Here is a 14,497-nt window from a genome sequence, read left to right on the forward strand (position 1 = left end):
CTGCTTACCATTTTATGATAGAATAAAGTAGTAATTTGTATGGGAAAGGGAGAGGAAAGGGAATGTCACAATCAAAAAATGGAAAGAACCATATTCCTTTCCGTCTAAATGTATTATTCTTCGCGATTTTTCTTCTGTTCTCTACTCTCATTCTCCGGCTGGGGTACATCCAGATCGTCCAAGGGGACGACTTCGAGAGGGATTTGGAACAGACGGCGAGCGAAGTAACAAGGGTCGATGCTCCTCGCGGTCTCATGTATGACCGTAATGGAGAGCTTCTTGTTGATAATAAGCTGACTCTGTCCCTCACTTATACGAATAAACGGGATGTAAGTGAGGAAGAAAGAGTGGACATAGCGTCGAAATTGGCGACTATTATAGAAGTGGATAAGGATGAACTAGAGAAAATACCGGAGAGGAATAAGAAGGATTTTTGGCTAACAACTCATCCCGAGGAAGCAAAAGAACTAATCACAGAAGCGGATGAAGAACAGGCGGAGGATGAAGATGAGCTTTACGACTTGCAACTAGCACGGATTACAGACGAACATTTACGTGACCTTAATGATGAATTAAAAACGGTGTACATATGGGGAGAAATGATAAGCGGCTATTACAATGCACCCCAACGAATTAAGAAAGGTCTCACGAGAGAAGAGGCTCACACGATAAGCGAACGGTTAGACAAGATGCCGGGTGTCGATATACTTCGTGATGCAGATAGGCAATATTTGTACGAAGATGCTTTTCCAAGGTTTTTTGGCCAGACGGGAGCTATCCCTCGTGAAAACTTACAGGAGTACCTTGCAAAAGGATACAATCGTTCCGATGAAGTTGGGACGAGCTTTTTAGAAGAGTATTATGAGAGCACCCTTCGAGGAAAGAAGGCGGAGATTTCTTCAGAAGAGGAAAATACAGGGGAAGAAACGAACGGAAGCAGGGGGAATGACTTAGTACTGACTATTGATATAGACCTTCAACAGGACGTAGAGAGCATTATTGATCAAGTGGTTGGAGGCAATACGGGAAGTTTTATAAACGATCCGGAAGCTTATGCTGTAGTGATCGAACCAGATACCGGGGATATTTTAGCAGTGTCGGGATATTCAGACCATCTTGGTACGGTTTCTAGCTCTTTCGAGATGGGATCCACTGTCAAGGCCGCAACTGTTTTGGTCGGACTTGAAACAGGAGTAGTCACACCGGGTACTTATATATACGATGCTCCCATTAATTTGCCGTACACTCCGGAAATCAGTTCGGTTGTGAATTTAGGAAACGTGAATTACTTAACAGCGCTTGAACGCTCTTCTAACGTATATATGGCACACATTGCGATGAGATTGGCTGGTTATCATTACGGAAGCAGTCAAACGTGGAACACGGAAAAGTATCACGAAGCTTATGAAATAATGAGATACTACTACAGCCAATTTGGGCTAGGTGTAAAAACAGGTGTTGATTTACCATCAGAGTCAACGGGAATAAATGGAGGTAAAGCGAATCCGGGTAACTTGTTATATCTAAGCTTTGGTCAGTTTGATACGTACACTCCGATGCAACTTGCTCAGTATATCGCGACTATTGCCAATGATGGCTACCGGATGCAGCCTCGCCTAGTAAAAGAGATTCATGAACCGAATACGAATAAAGATGCGATGGGTCCTGTGAAAAAACAATTCATGCCAAACGTATTAAACAGAATTGAAATTGATCCACAGTATATTGACATGGTTCAACAAGGATTGTGGCGCGTAACGAACGGTAGCCGGGGAACAGCCAGGTCTTATTTTGCTGACACAGAGTACACTTCTGCGGGTAAGACGGGGACGGCTCAAATAAAAATTCGCCAAGAAAGCACGAATCATCTCATCGATGGGAACAACCAAGCTTTTGTTGGATATGCACCATATGAAAACCCAGAAGTCGCAGTGGCTGTTATTGTTCCTGGTGTATATAAAAGCGGTCAGAGCGGAATGGCTAACACAATAGCGAAAAGAGCACTGGATGCATATTTTGATTTGAAAGAAAAACGACCGGGGAAAGAAGAAGAAACGAGGCTGGGACAAAACTAGAATAGTCAACTCTAAAGACGAACGATCACATGTTGAAGGAGTCACCCGTTTCATAAACGCAGTGTATCAGCGTAGTCAAAATACGTAGACTCCAGCGGGAACAGCACGAGCTGAAGATCCCGCAGGAAAGCCGTTTTCGCTTTCCGAGGAAGCTGAAGCCGTGCCCGCGGAAAGCGAAGTATTTTGACAAAGCGACAACATAAGTTGTTCGGATTTATCTTTCATTTAAATACTTTTGTCCCAGCCTCGTTCATCATTGCCAGGGGCTGTGTGGTCGGTATGGATACTATCGTTATCGGCTCAGTCATTTGAAGACGGAAGAGTGGCACTGCAGCACCTACTTAATTGGTAATCTGAGCAATGACCTCTTGGTGATTCATTTGATTATGTAGTTTATAAGTGCCTGTTTTTATAGCTGTTGTTTTTCCGCTATTTTCCAATTTATTAGCGAAGTCACCGGCATCTTCGATAATTTCCAATTCTTGTAACAAGTCCGCAACGTCATCACTGCTCATTCCCTCTTCAATATGTAAAATACTCCTTACTTTGTTTCCTTCTGTATTTTTTATTTCATCAAATTCCTCGGCTTCTACCACTTTATATCCTTCATCCTCTAAGAAATGGACAGCAGTCTCTATGTCGGGAGTGCTCTCCGTCTCAGGTGGTATTCTCTCCGGCACTTGTGTATTCTCGGAGGACGGTTCTGAGGGGATGATATAGTAAGCTGCAGTCGAAAGGCAAGCTGAAAGAAACCAGCCCGCTGCAAATAATCGAATGGATTGTCTACTCACAACACTTTTTCCTCCTAGGTTTTATCAAGATGAATATGTTTATCCCGTTTTTGAAAACAGGGCAAAGGCTATAATGATGTCTTCAAGCCTATCGATCGGATGACAATCCCCCTAAAAGGGACTTGACTTCATTTGTGGTGAGGTTCATTTTTTTTGCAATGGTCTCTAACTCAAGACCTTGCTCGAATAACTGATAAGCTTCTTGACGAAGTTTAGTACTGCCGCTCTGCCGTGGTGTGGATGTATGAGTTGTTTGAACGGTGAGAAGTTCCTCTTCTAGGAAGCTGAGTCGTTTTTTCATTTCGTAAACATCCCCCATCATTTGCAGGGATAACTCATCGATTTCTTCTTTTGTTTCTTTCCCCTCGTCGTTAACGAAAAAAGAAACAAGGAGTAATAATACTCCGAAACCTGTAAGTGAAACTAGTACCCATTCCATGCTTTTTTGGCCCTCCCTATCTCTGTATGTACCATAATTATACATGTTCATTAGAAAGAGAGGAATGTTTGCCTCCGTGTTTTTGAAGTGACGAGGTAAAAAAATAGTCAGAAACTCTTGGAGGATGTTGAAAAAAGAACTTCTACCGTTATGTTATAAACGAATGAAAGAGAACTTGACGCATACGTGTGTTAAATAAATCTTGCGACAAAGGATGGGATTTGCTATCATTGAAAAGTATGAATGATGCTGAAACATGGGAGGGATAACGATGCGCGTACAAGTGACACTTGCCTGTACTGAAACGGGAGACCGTAATTATATTACGACCAAAAACAAACGTACGAATCCAGAGCGTATTGAATTAAAAAAATATTGCCCGCGTCTGAAAAGACACACGCTTCACCGGGAGACGAAATAAGCAGAGGGACTCAGCTCCTCTGCTTTTTTTGTACGAAAAATAGTCATAATTAGAGTCTTCTTTGAAGAGACGTGATCGTTTATTGCTATCGTTATCATGACGCCAACCTGAACCTCCAGTAGTTCTTCAGCACTTGCCGCTAACAAGCGGACAATTGGTTTCCTGACAAGAAAGGATAATGAGTGATGAATAAACATGACATGCGCATACATATTAGAGACCAGTTTAAAAATAAGTCACAGCTGCAACTTTCTTCAGCATCCCAAAAGATTTACCATCATTTATTCGACTGGTATGGTTGGGAAAATGCAACAAACATAGCCATCACTATGTCAACAGATAATGAAATAGATACTTTGCCAATTATAGAAAAGGGATGGCAAGAGCGAAAAAATATGGCGGTTCCAAGGGTAGATCCTATAAATAGAAAGCTTCATTTTTATAAGATCACAGCAGTAGAAGATACAAAAAAAGAGTTTGCAGGCATTAGGGAGCCGGATCCAGCCCGTACGGAGTTACTCGATCATTCCGCACTCGAGCTGATCATCGTACCAGGGCTTGCCTTCGACAAAGATAAATATCGGTTAGGGTTCGGCGGGGGATACTATGACCGCTTATTAAGCCGTTTATCCGTGTTAACTTGTGGTTTGTCCCTTGATTTCCAGTTATTTGACGAAGTCCCAAGGGAAGCGCATGACATACCTTTAGATGCTATCGTCACCGAAAATGGTATCATCTAGCCATATTTTTAAAAGATAGGAATGTATTACATGTACGGAGTAATGTCTAACTCCAGGCGCCATCGGCTCGAGGTCGCTTCAACCCTTCTCTTGGCGGCAAGCCTCCTCAGGCCCACACGATGTGGGCGGTTTTAGTAGAAGTTCCTTTTTCTTAAGTCGAACATCTTTCACGCCTCCGCTTTTCTTTATTGTCTAGCATCAGCGCCTACTCGCTCGAGATCACTTCAGGCCTTTGCCGAAGCCAAAAAGCGGCATCAGTCAAAGACCTTCCAGTGCTAGTCGCTCGTGAGCAAGGCGCTTTCGCTTTTCTTATCTGTATATCTGTTAAACGTTCAGCAAACAATAAGGTAAAAAGAAGGTGAGCACCTTGATCAGTTGGAGATGGCTTTTGTTTACTGTTATGTTTTTAATGATTTGGTTAACCATGAGAGGGAATGTTGTCCGTTATATTATGGGGAACAGAATGTTAAGAAGAGCAGCTATCACATTTGCGTTAAGAATCCCTTATTTGCGAGATAACTTACTTTCTTCTTTCCGAGCAGCTCTATAAACGCAACCGCCGTCCTGTGGGACTGGCGGTTTTTCGTGATAGATATGAAAGTATTACATTCATGGAGTGAGGTCTAGCTCCAGCACCTAGTCGCTTTGTTTCTACAAGCGATCATGATGCTTAATAGTCGAACATAAAATTTCTCCTTGCTATAATGGGGAGGAGTTCTCGCCGGCTGAAGGGGTGAAAGAGTGAAGGCAAACCACCTTTTTTGGAAATTCGTCTATCATTTAGTCATAAAAGAAAATGCACGTATAATTGATGCGAGTCCGGATAAAAAAAGAATCTGGCTCGAACATGAAAACAACGGGCAAAAACAAGCGATTCGAGTAGCGCGCGTGGAACACGACTGGATGAGAGAAATAGAAGAGGATCAATCAAAGGCGATACAGTCAATGAAGCGAATAAAGAGAATGATCCCTTCGAGAAATCTTGTCTTTTACAATATTTATGTATCGACTTTTCCTCCAGTGGATCTGTATGACCGGATGTCTTTAATGGAGAATAAGGAAAATACTCCTATCCAACATTTCTTTGTAGCGGAAGACCCCGTCCGAGACGTGACCGATCTTCCTGAAGAGGTTCTAAAGCAGCTTGGTACCAAGTGGTCTTGGGAGGAAATAGAAGAGAATATAACGGATGATGGACATGAACAATATGAGTCCTTCTACAGGAGAGAGACAAAACGAAAACAAGAAAGTTTAGAGGACCGAGACCGTTCTTTGCTTTTGTATGGAAAAACCCGTATCACTTATCTTTTATTAATGTTCATTGCACTCATGTTTTTTTTAATAGAACAGGCGGGCGGAAGTACAGATATTTTAACTCTTATCGAATATGGAGCTAAATACAATCCAGCCATTTTAGATGGTGAATGGTGGCGGTTTTTTACGTCGATGTTCCTCCATATTGGCTTTTTCCATTTATTCATGAATTCTCTGGCGCTTTTTTATTTAGGGACAGCTGTTGAAAGAATGTACGGCAGCTTACGTTTTATTTTCATTTACTTTATAGCTGGATTGTTTGGATCGCTTGCGAGCTTCGCATTTAATGAACAAGTTTCAGCTGGTGCCTCTGGGGCTATTTTTGGCTGTTTTGGGGCATTGTTGTATTTCGGTTTGATCCACCGCCAGTTATTTTTCCGTACGATGGGTTTCAATGTCATATTCATTCTGGCGATCAATTTAGCTTTTGGTTTTGCGGTTCCGGCCGTAGACAACGGGGCACATATTGGCGGGCTTGTAGGTGGTTTTTTAGCTTCTGCTATCGTGCATTTACCTCGCCACAAACTGAATAGAAGGCAAGCGTTCATCTTACCTTTCACCTTTGTCCTAGCCGCTGGGATGTTTGGGTTAGGAATAACGAATGATAATAAAAGTGACTCTCCCTTGTTAGACCTGCAAATTGCCCAAGAGTTGCTGCAAGAAAATGAAACAGAAGAAGCTGAAGACATTCTTCTAGGTATATTAGAGAATCAAGAACATGCTCAAGCCCGTTTTTTGCTTGGGAATGCTTTGATTCAGAAAGGAAATACGGAAGAAGCTCTCGTCCAATTTCAGAAAGCGGTAACGTTAGATGAAGAATTTCCCGAGGCTTATTATAATTTAACCATTCTATATTTAGAGCTAGGGCGAGTAGAAGAAGCCCAAGAATCATTCAGGAAAGTGAAACAAACAAGTGATCCTCGAACAGCTGAGCAGCTGGATATGGAGCGGTTGGAAACGTTACTTCGTGAAAAATCTGAATAACGTTTCGTATGTCTCTACTCTCATTCGCATAAACTGTAGCAATTGCGGATAGAGGAGGACGTCACGTGATTGAAAGTTTAGCTGATCTTCTCGTTGCTGGAACGATTCTAGGTGCTAGCATCTCTTATTCAAGAAATCAATCAACCCTCTCTTTTATTGTTGTACTTCTCTTTCTCTTTTGTTCCTATGTGGGGTATCTCCTTTCTTCGAATGGGTGGGTGTATGTAGAGACCCATTATTGGTTCATTGATTCACTGAGAGTTATTGCAGCGCTTGGTCTTGTATTGTCTGGATGGGTATGTTTCATGCCTCTCCATGGATTTTATCACCAAAGAAGCAGATATATCTGGATGGCGACGTCTTTTTTTTCATTTTTTATTGGCTGGCATGCGGGGCACTGGCTTAAGAGTATGCCGGCTCTTCTAACGTCCTTTTGCTTGTTTATCCTATTTTTAGTGGCAGGGCGTATCGCTTGGACAGCTATTGCAACGAACTGGAAGCAACGTTCTTACACACCACACGCCCCATATGGCGCTCTTCTTTTATTTTCTATTCTCCTATTGCTATAATAGGGTCATGGATAATATGGATACTATAGCAGGGATACGCAAATGGCTCATGCAATTTCGTACAGTGATCTATACGAAAGATAGACAGTTGGACTTGGATATTATGGAAGAAGAAATAAGACAGGCGTTTGAAGTCGGGCTTTTAGAAAAGGAAATGTATATGAAAGCTCTCCTTACCATTCAGAAGGAAAGACGGGAATTATAGCTGGCACGAATGTAGGGTTTCATCATAGAGGAGCTGTACATATGGATAAACAATATGTTTTAGGAATAGATGTTGGAGGTACATCAACAAAAATGGCTATTTTTTCATTGGCCGGTGAAATGGTAGCGAAATGGGCTATTTCGACAAATAGGACAAATACGAGCTTGAATCTCCCAGTGGATATTAGTATATCTGTTAAGAAGACATTAGAAGAGTACGCCATAAAAAATAGTCAAATGTTAGCTGCCGGGGTGGGAATACCCGGCTTTGTTCTTGCCGATCAAGGGATGGTTATTTCTTCAGTGAATTTAGGGTTGGAAAATTACCTTATCGCTCCTCTGTTAGAGAAAGAACTAGGTTTTCCTGTTTGTGTGGATAATGATGCTAATCTGGCGGCTGCAGGAGAGAAGTGGAAAGGAGCCGGACGCCATGTCTCTGATTTAATATTTATTACATTAGGGACAGGCGTGGGCAGCGGTATTTTGTTGAATGGAGAAATTTTTCGAGGAGCAGGCCATGCTGCAGGTGAGATAGGTCATGTCACAGTGCTTCCACAAGGAGGATCTCCATGTAAATGCGGAAAATATGGTTGCTTAGAAACGATATCATCTGCTACCGGGATTGCCAGACTGGCAAAGGAAAACGCTCTATTAAACAAAAACTCGAAGCTATACGACTTAATGAGACAACGGGAGCTAACTGCAGAAGATGTTTTCAGGAGCATGGATGAAGGAGATAACGAGGCTCGTGTCGTCGTTGAAAAAGCAATGAAGTATCTTGGAATAGCTCTAGCGAACACTGCTAACGTATTACAACCTCAATATTTAATTATTGGCGGTGGCTTAGCGGCAGCTGGCAACAGTTTAATAAGGCCTTTGGAAAAACATTTCAACTTCCATGCTCTACAGAGAATAAAACAAGTGGCAAAAGTTAAATTGGCTGAATTAGGAAATGATGCTGGTGTCACAGGAGGGGCTTGGCTAGCTCTGAAACAGTACGGAAAGCATAATTAAATGGAGGGCAAGAAAAAGAAGATTCCGTGGAAAGAATAAATACTTTGGGTTATGATAAAGAATAGATGAAGTTACAGTACGATAAATACTACTTTATGTAGTAACTATAGTAGGAAATATGGTAACGAAGGAGAGAATGGCAACATGGCTGAATATAGAACAGAACGTGACTTTCTAGGGGAAAAACAAGTGCCGGCAGAGGCATATTATGGTATTCAGACGATACGAGCAAAAGAAAACTTTCCAATCACCGGTTACCCTCCACACCCTGAATTAATAAAAGCTTTTGGATATGTAAAGAAGGCAGCTGCGATGGCGAATCGAGACGTTGGAGTATTAAATCAACGTATAGCTGAAGCAGTCATCCAAGCGTCTGACGAAGTCATTGAAGGTAAATTCAATGATCAATTTATCGTTGATGCGATACAAGGAGGAGCCGGTACCTCGTTTAATATGAATGCAAATGAGGTCATCGCAAATCGGGCTATTGAAATTCTTGGAGATAAAAAAGGGAATTATATGGTTGTGAGTCCGAACACTCACGTCAATATGGCACAATCAACAAATGATTCATTTCCAACTGCGATTCACATCGCATCCCTGCATCTCGCTCAAGGATTAACAAAAGTATTAGATGAGCTAATTGTATCTCTTGAAGATAAAGAAAAAGAGTTTGATACAGTCATCAAAATGGGACGCACTCATTTGCAGGATGCGGTGCCTATTCGACTTGGACAAGAGTTTGGAGCCTATAAACGTGTATTAAAGCGTGATTTTTCGAGAATCAGCAGGTCAGTTGAATCTCTTCATGAGATAAATATGGGAGCTACAGCCGTGGGGACAGGCTTAAATGCAAAGCCGGAATACATTGAAAAAGTAGCTCAGTATTTAGCAGATCTTACAGAAATGCCATTCCACAGTGCTGAAAATTTAGTGGATGCTACCCAAAATACCGATGCTTATACAGAATTATCCGCAGCCCTCAAAGTTCATGCCATTAATTTATCGAAGATGGCCAATGACCTTCGATTAATGAGTTCTGGTCCACGTACAGGATTAAATGAAATAAACTTACCAGCAAGACAGCCGGGGTCATCTATTATGCCAGGGAAAGTTAACCCTGTTATGGCAGAAGTAATGAACCAAATATCTTTCCAAGTGATCGGAAATGACCATACAATCAGCCTCGCTTCGGAAGCAGGACAGCTGGAGTTAAATGTTATGGAACCGGTTCTTGTGTTTAATCTGCTTCAATCTTTGTCTGTCCTTCAAAACGGACTTAACGTGTTCAGAGAGCATGCAGTCAACGGAATAACTGCAAATGTGGAGCGTTGCAAAGAATTAGTCGAGAAAAGTGTTGGTATCATAACAGCCATCAATCCTCATGTAGGTTATGAAACAGCGTCACGTATTGCAAAAGAGGCAATTGAAACAGGACGAAGTGTTAGAGAAATTTGCTTAGAACGCGGTATATTATCCGAAGAAGAATTAGATGAAATACTCGATGCGAAGGAAATGACCAGACCCGGGATTGCTGGTGCCCGTTTTATGAATCTGGAATAAGATATGCCTGATTCCATAAAAAGGAATCAGGCTCTCTTCACTCATAAAGACCGTTTCATTTGTTTTTCGACGTGTACGGAGAACTTGAGTGAGTCAATGCCATACATTAGAACGCAAGGCGACAACCACCTCGAGCGGACGGCAGGCCTGTTGAAAGGAAGAGAGAGAATGTTTTCGGGGAATAAATTAGTATTGGTTTTACCTGTTATATTGATGTTATTTTTATTTGGAAGCGGTATGTATTATATAGGGCAGTCCGAAGTAGTGACAAATGAGACATTGAATCAGGAAATAAGCTGGGACTCGGTATTTAATCCGTCGGAGGACGGTTCTGTGTTACATGGTACTTGGACGTGGGAAGCGTCTCCTGAAGACGGAGTAGAAGGTGTAGATTATTTAGGGATCACCTTCCTGGATGAGAACGATAAAACGGTGTCTCCTGAAATGATAGATTCTTATTCGCTTCATTTAGAAACACGATCTGAAAAAATAAGCATAGATGGTGAAGTGGTAGATAATGGTGTCGTTTTTCCTTTCACCACAGAGATGAAGGAAAATGACGTAATCGGCAGCAAAGGCGAATTTAAAGTGGTCACACAAGGAGACACCCAGCCGGAGCGTGCGATTATTAGTTATTTACATACATGGGAAGAGCATGATGGTTTAAAAACTTATGATGCCAGGTTTTTTGAACGGGAATTTAAGGGTAAAGAACATAAAGATGAATCTTTCTTCTGGGTGGCTGAACGATTTGTAGACCTTAAAAAAGGAAGCTTGTATAGTTCATGAAGGGACTCTCCTATCAAAAAGGTGTAATATTTATCGGTGAAGAAAATATAGGCTGGGCCTACGCAGAGGGGAACAGAACGAGTAGTATGGCACTGCCATTAGAAGCATCTTCCCTGCTAAGAATAGGAAAAGACGTATTTTTTTCCATGCCATTTTGGTATAAACTGTTAGTCTTTAGTTGGGGAATAGGCTCTTTGAGTTCTCTATTGGGAAGCATACTATTTGGCTGGCCGCACCTTTTGCCGGTGTTTACATTCTTTTATTTACTATTAGGCACTCACTTCATTTTTCCGGCAGAATTAAGAAAATTTCATGGCGCGGAGCATAAGATTTTCAGCTTTAAAGGGGTAAAAAACAGACGTAATTTGCCGCGTATTACAAGAGCAAAGATAACGAATCGTTATTGTTCGACAAACACGGTAGTATTGTACTTTTTACTAGTAGTCCTTTTTATCCCCATCATGACAATATGGCTTTCATTCTCTCAAGCAGCGATGGTTGTATCCTATAGCGCTGTGGCAGCAGCTCCTATTTTGCATCGCATCTTACAAATGAAACCCATGACACCAATCAGAAAGCTCATGCTACAAGTTTCCTATCTTTTACAGCGACGTGTTACGTGTTCTCCACCGGAAAGAATTCATCTGCTTACCGCACTTGAAGCCTATCGAACGTTAGCTAAGAGAGAAAATCCTCATCTTCTTCACGATAGTAAAGCGCACGGACGTAAAAAGGAGGAACATCGTATGGCTATTATTGATTTAACAGTTGTCCCTATTGGAACAGAATCTACTAGCATGAGTGAAGATGTAGCAGAGATTCAGAAAGTGCTGGACAAGCATTCCGAGCACATTGATTATCAGCTTACTTCCATGAGTACGATCATCGAGGGCGAATTAAAAGATCTTTTCCCCATTGTTCAAGAGCTCCATGAAATACCATTCAACCGAGGGGCTAAGCGAGTGTCAACCAACATCCGTATTGATGACCGCCGGGATTCGGATAAAGGAGGAATGGATGAAAAAGTGTCTTCTGTAAAAAATAAAATATAACGAAGACATGGAGTACCAGGTCGAGATATTCCCCATTCTCTCTGTGAAACGCCCCCGCGTGTTAGATCTATACATCTAACACGCCGGGGCTTCTTAAGGTAAGAAGTATGGTGTGTGATGTGATCTTCCGGGTTGTATGTATGTGTGGCTGGGCTAGCTGGATTCGAACCAGCGCATCACGGAGTCAAAGTCCGTTGCCTTACCGCTTGGCTATAGCCCAATGTCCTTTTTCATTCTTACCTATAGTGCGCTTATCTATTCATCAAAAAATAAATAAATAATGCTCCTGAACCTCCTCAGGTTTTTACACATCTTTTGCAATTCCCATTGCTTCACATTTAATATTCCAATGAAAAACATCGATTCTCGGTCTCCAAAAAATAATTAAATATAGGGGAGGATTTTATGAATGAACAGAGAATAAGTAATAGAGTCAAAGAAAGGATGGTGATTCATTGAGAACGACAGATTGGGAAAGTAGACAGTTGATTGATCAGGCGCTGCGCCTGCAGGCAACAGACATCCACTTTCACCCGCTAGAGACAAGAACCATACTGTTTTATCGAATTCACGGAAGATTGCATAAGATGGGAGTGATGAACAAAAGAGATTCAGAACGATTGATTGCCCACTTTAAATTTCGATCCGGCATGGATATCGGTGAAAAGCGTCGACCCCAAAATGCCTCCGTCTTTGAAAAAAGATCATTTCTTCCAGTAAACCTCCGTTTTTCTACAATGCCTTCACAACTGCGAGAAAGTTTATCCATTCGTCTTCTTCCCCAGTATGAAGCCTTCACTCTTTCAAGGATTACATTTGATACAAACCTCGCCTCCTTTTTTCGTTACTTACTAACAGAACGTCAAGGGTTGGTTATTTTAACCGGTCCAACGGGCTCTGGGAAAACCTCCACCTTGTATACGTTTATGAATGAAATTTCTTACCGAAACAATCGAATTGTCAGCATAGAAGATCCCATCGAAATACAAAACGATCAGTTTATCCAAACGGAAATAAATGAAAAGGCAGGATTGTCTTATACAGAAATGTTGAGGTCCTCTCTACGTCATGATCCAGATGTTTTAATGATTGGAGAGATTAGAGATGAGGATACCGCTCAGCTTGCCATCCGAGCTGCCCTGACCGGACATCTTGTATTAACAACGATGCACGCTAACTCCCCATTTGGAGCAATTAGACGGTTATTAGACTACAACTTGTCTTTGTTAGACTTAGAAGAAACATTACTGTGCATATCCTCTCAAGGTCTTTTTCCTCGGTATTGTCCATTTTGTCAACGATCTGGATGCTCACCGTATTGTCAAATATACAAGCGAATGTCCCGTATAGCATTATTTGATATTCTTGCAAAAAAGGAACTGCAAGAGGCGTTATCCGAACATACATCCAACGATCACCCATTGACATTTTCCCGTCAAAATCAGTGGTGGAAAGGGTTGGCACTGGGACTTTTCTCGGAAGAAATGAGATATGCCTATGGGTAACGTATGGAAAAAGCAAGAAGCAGCCGGATTTCTAGTGAAAATAGGGGAGTTGTTGGAACAAGGATATTCACTCGATCACGCACTGGAAATATTAACATGGGAACAATCAGGCGACGTAAAAGAAAAAGTGATCCGTATCCAGGAAGATTTAAGAAAAGGAATCCCCGTTCACGATGTACTAGCTAGTCATGATTTTCCTGCTGATATTGCTGCCTATGTTTTCTTTGCAGAAGCGTGCGGCGATCTTCCTGCCGGGTTACAAGGTGCGGGGAAATTATATTTAAAAAGAATCGAAGCTGTTTTAAGTATACGGCGTTTTCTGCGTTATCCTCTTTTATTATTATGGCTATTGATTGTTGTCTCTGTCATTATGCTGCACGTTTTATTTCCTCAATTTAGCCAGCTGTTTTCCTCTCTAAATATGGAATTTCCTTTCTTTACCGTCTTCATGATTCAAGTGTTTCGTTACTCCCCTTTCCTTGGTTTTCTCCTCATCCCTATCATTCTTGTTCTTGGCCTGTACTACTATATGAAATTTCGCCACTATTCCTCCGCCAAGCAATGGAAACTACTCTGTAAAGTCCCGCTCCTATCCTACTTTTTACAACTATTTATTACTTATTATTTTTCATTACAATTAAGTGCCATGCTTCGAGGAGGTCTCTCCATTTATGAAGCATGTACCGTACTCGAGAAGCAGCAACATTTCATGTTTTTTCAAAGTGAAGGAACGTTTTTAAAGGAGCAATTAAGAGAAGGATCTTCCTTGTCGACAGCGCTCGAGGCAGCAGGGTGGTATCGACAAGAATTAAAATTCGTCGTACAGCACGGACAGTCCACGGGAAAGTTGGAAGAAGACCTGTACTATTATAGTGAACGCATCATGCAAGTCCTCGATCGTAAAATTAAAAAAGCAGTAATGACGATTCAACCGATCCTTTTTTGCCTCATAGGTATCGTTATTTTAGCAATGTTTTTGTCTATTTTCTTGCCTATGTTTCAGCTAATGACTTCTCTTTAATGGAAGGAGACAGAGA

At 41.6% G+C, this 14,497-nt stretch carries 15 protein-coding genes and 1 tRNA gene; 13 read left to right on the forward strand and 3 right to left on the reverse strand.

Features of this window, described 5'->3' with window-relative positions; genetic code table 11:
• The first annotated feature begins 62 nt into the window (after nucleotides 1-62).
• Nucleotides 63-2,075 (forward strand): peptidoglycan D,D-transpeptidase FtsI family protein, encoded by a 2,013-nt coding sequence (locus tag BM095_RS00925; RefSeq protein ID WP_091656193.1) that lies wholly within the window; start codon nucleotides 63-65, stop codon nucleotides 2,073-2,075.
• Between the two features lie 341 nt (nucleotides 2,076-2,416).
• Here BM095_RS00925 and BM095_RS00930 read toward each other — a convergent pair whose 3' ends face one another.
• Entirely contained in the window at nucleotides 2,417-2,866 is a 450-nt protein-coding gene (locus BM095_RS00930) for an endolytic transglycosylase MltG (RefSeq protein WP_091656194.1), read from the reverse strand.
• An 88-nt stretch (nucleotides 2,867-2,954) separates the two neighbouring features.
• Complete coding sequence (locus BM095_RS00935; RefSeq protein WP_091656196.1) at nucleotides 2,955-3,305, reverse strand: hypothetical protein; 351 nt, start codon at nucleotides 3,303-3,305, stop codon at nucleotides 2,955-2,957.
• Between the two features lie 271 nt (nucleotides 3,306-3,576).
• On the opposite strand from BM095_RS00935, the gene rpmG reads away from it, so the two are divergent.
• The 10 genes from rpmG (at nucleotide 3,577) to BM095_RS00980 (ending at nucleotide 11,955) form a co-directional block, all read left to right on the forward strand.
• Nucleotides 3,577-3,726, forward strand: a complete 150-nt coding sequence (gene rpmG, locus BM095_RS00940) for a 50S ribosomal protein L33 (protein ID WP_091656198.1) — start codon at nucleotides 3,577-3,579, stop codon at nucleotides 3,724-3,726.
• Between the two features lie 185 nt (nucleotides 3,727-3,911).
• Nucleotides 3,912-4,466, forward strand: a complete 555-nt coding sequence (locus tag BM095_RS00945) for a 5-formyltetrahydrofolate cyclo-ligase (protein ID WP_091656199.1) — start codon at nucleotides 3,912-3,914, stop codon at nucleotides 4,464-4,466.
• Between the two features lie 367 nt (nucleotides 4,467-4,833).
• Nucleotides 4,834-5,016: a hypothetical protein gene (locus BM095_RS16300; protein WP_143083158.1), complete on the forward strand. Its 183-nt coding sequence runs from the start codon at nucleotides 4,834-4,836 to the stop codon at nucleotides 5,014-5,016.
• A gap of 191 nt (nucleotides 5,017-5,207) precedes the next feature.
• Nucleotides 5,208-6,764, forward strand: a complete 1,557-nt coding sequence (locus BM095_RS00950) for a rhomboid family intramembrane serine protease (protein WP_091656201.1) — start codon at nucleotides 5,208-5,210, stop codon at nucleotides 6,762-6,764.
• A gap of 65 nt (nucleotides 6,765-6,829) precedes the next feature.
• Nucleotides 6,830-7,333, forward strand: coding sequence for a hypothetical protein (locus BM095_RS00955; RefSeq protein ID WP_091656203.1), 504 nt, complete (start codon nucleotides 6,830-6,832; stop codon nucleotides 7,331-7,333).
• 16 nt (nucleotides 7,334-7,349) lie between these two features.
• Nucleotides 7,350-7,538: a YqgQ family protein gene (locus BM095_RS00960; RefSeq protein WP_177194639.1), complete on the forward strand. Its 189-nt coding sequence runs from the start codon at nucleotides 7,350-7,352 to the stop codon at nucleotides 7,536-7,538.
• A 41-nt stretch (nucleotides 7,539-7,579) separates the two neighbouring features.
• Nucleotides 7,580-8,551, forward strand: coding sequence for an ROK family glucokinase (locus BM095_RS00965; RefSeq protein ID WP_091656206.1), 972 nt, complete (start codon nucleotides 7,580-7,582; stop codon nucleotides 8,549-8,551).
• Nucleotides 8,552-8,695: 144 nt separating this feature from the next.
• Nucleotides 8,696-10,114: an aspartate ammonia-lyase gene (gene aspA, locus BM095_RS00970; RefSeq protein ID WP_091656207.1), complete on the forward strand. Its 1,419-nt coding sequence runs from the start codon at nucleotides 8,696-8,698 to the stop codon at nucleotides 10,112-10,114.
• Nucleotides 10,115-10,210: 96 nt separating this feature from the next.
• Nucleotides 10,211-10,903: a hypothetical protein gene (locus BM095_RS00975; RefSeq protein ID WP_143083159.1), complete on the forward strand. Its 693-nt coding sequence runs from the start codon at nucleotides 10,211-10,213 to the stop codon at nucleotides 10,901-10,903.
• Nucleotides 10,900-11,955: an MTH1187 family thiamine-binding protein gene (locus tag BM095_RS00980; RefSeq protein ID WP_091656210.1), complete on the forward strand. Its 1,056-nt coding sequence runs from the start codon at nucleotides 10,900-10,902 to the stop codon at nucleotides 11,953-11,955. Before BM095_RS00975 ends, BM095_RS00980 begins: the two co-directional genes overlap by 4 nt.
• Before the next feature lie 145 nt (nucleotides 11,956-12,100).
• Here the strand turns inward: BM095_RS00980 and BM095_RS00985 are convergent.
• Nucleotides 12,101-12,175, reverse strand: a tRNA-Gln gene (locus BM095_RS00985).
• A gap of 235 nt (nucleotides 12,176-12,410) precedes the next feature.
• Between BM095_RS00985 and comGA the strand changes: the two genes are divergently transcribed.
• Nucleotides 12,411-13,460: a competence type IV pilus ATPase ComGA gene (gene comGA / locus BM095_RS00990; RefSeq protein ID WP_091656212.1), complete on the forward strand. Its 1,050-nt coding sequence runs from the start codon at nucleotides 12,411-12,413 to the stop codon at nucleotides 13,458-13,460.
• Nucleotides 13,453-14,481, forward strand: coding sequence for a competence type IV pilus assembly protein ComGB (gene comGB / locus BM095_RS00995; RefSeq protein WP_177194640.1), 1,029 nt, complete (start codon nucleotides 13,453-13,455; stop codon nucleotides 14,479-14,481). The genes comGA and comGB overlap by 8 nt, the downstream gene beginning before the upstream one ends.
• Nucleotides 14,482-14,497: the final 16 nt, after the last annotated feature.

Origin of the sequence: Alteribacillus iranensis (assembly GCF_900113025.1) — a bacterium.
Taxonomy (GTDB): Bacteria; Bacillota; Bacilli; order Bacillales; family Marinococcaceae; genus Alteribacillus_A; species Alteribacillus_A iranensis.

Bases quoted from the DNA above. Each gene is read 5' to 3' on its own strand.
- BM095_RS00925 (WP_091656193.1), top strand. From the start codon at position 63: ATGTCACAATCAAAAAATGGAAAGAACCATATTCCTTTCCGTCTAAAT.
- BM095_RS00935 (WP_091656196.1), bottom strand. From the start codon at position 3,305: ATGGAATGGGTACTAGTTTCACTTACAGGTTTCGGAGTATTATTACTC.
- rpmG (WP_091656198.1), top strand. From the start codon at position 3,577: ATGCGCGTACAAGTGACACTTGCCTGTACTGAAACGGGAGACCGTAAT.
- BM095_RS00945 (WP_091656199.1), top strand. From the start codon at position 3,912: ATGAATAAACATGACATGCGCATACATATTAGAGACCAGTTTAAAAAT.
- BM095_RS00960 (WP_177194639.1), top strand. From the start codon at position 7,350: ATGGATACTATAGCAGGGATACGCAAATGGCTCATGCAATTTCGTACA.
- BM095_RS00965 (WP_091656206.1), top strand. From the start codon at position 7,580: ATGGATAAACAATATGTTTTAGGAATAGATGTTGGAGGTACATCAACA.
- aspA (WP_091656207.1), top strand. From the start codon at position 8,696: ATGGCTGAATATAGAACAGAACGTGACTTTCTAGGGGAAAAACAAGTG.
- BM095_RS00975 (WP_143083159.1), top strand. From the start codon at position 10,211: ATGCCATACATTAGAACGCAAGGCGACAACCACCTCGAGCGGACGGCA.
- BM095_RS00980 (WP_091656210.1), top strand. From the start codon at position 10,900: ATGAAGGGACTCTCCTATCAAAAAGGTGTAATATTTATCGGTGAAGAA.
- comGB (WP_177194640.1), top strand. From the start codon at position 13,453: ATGGGTAACGTATGGAAAAAGCAAGAAGCAGCCGGATTTCTAGTGAAA.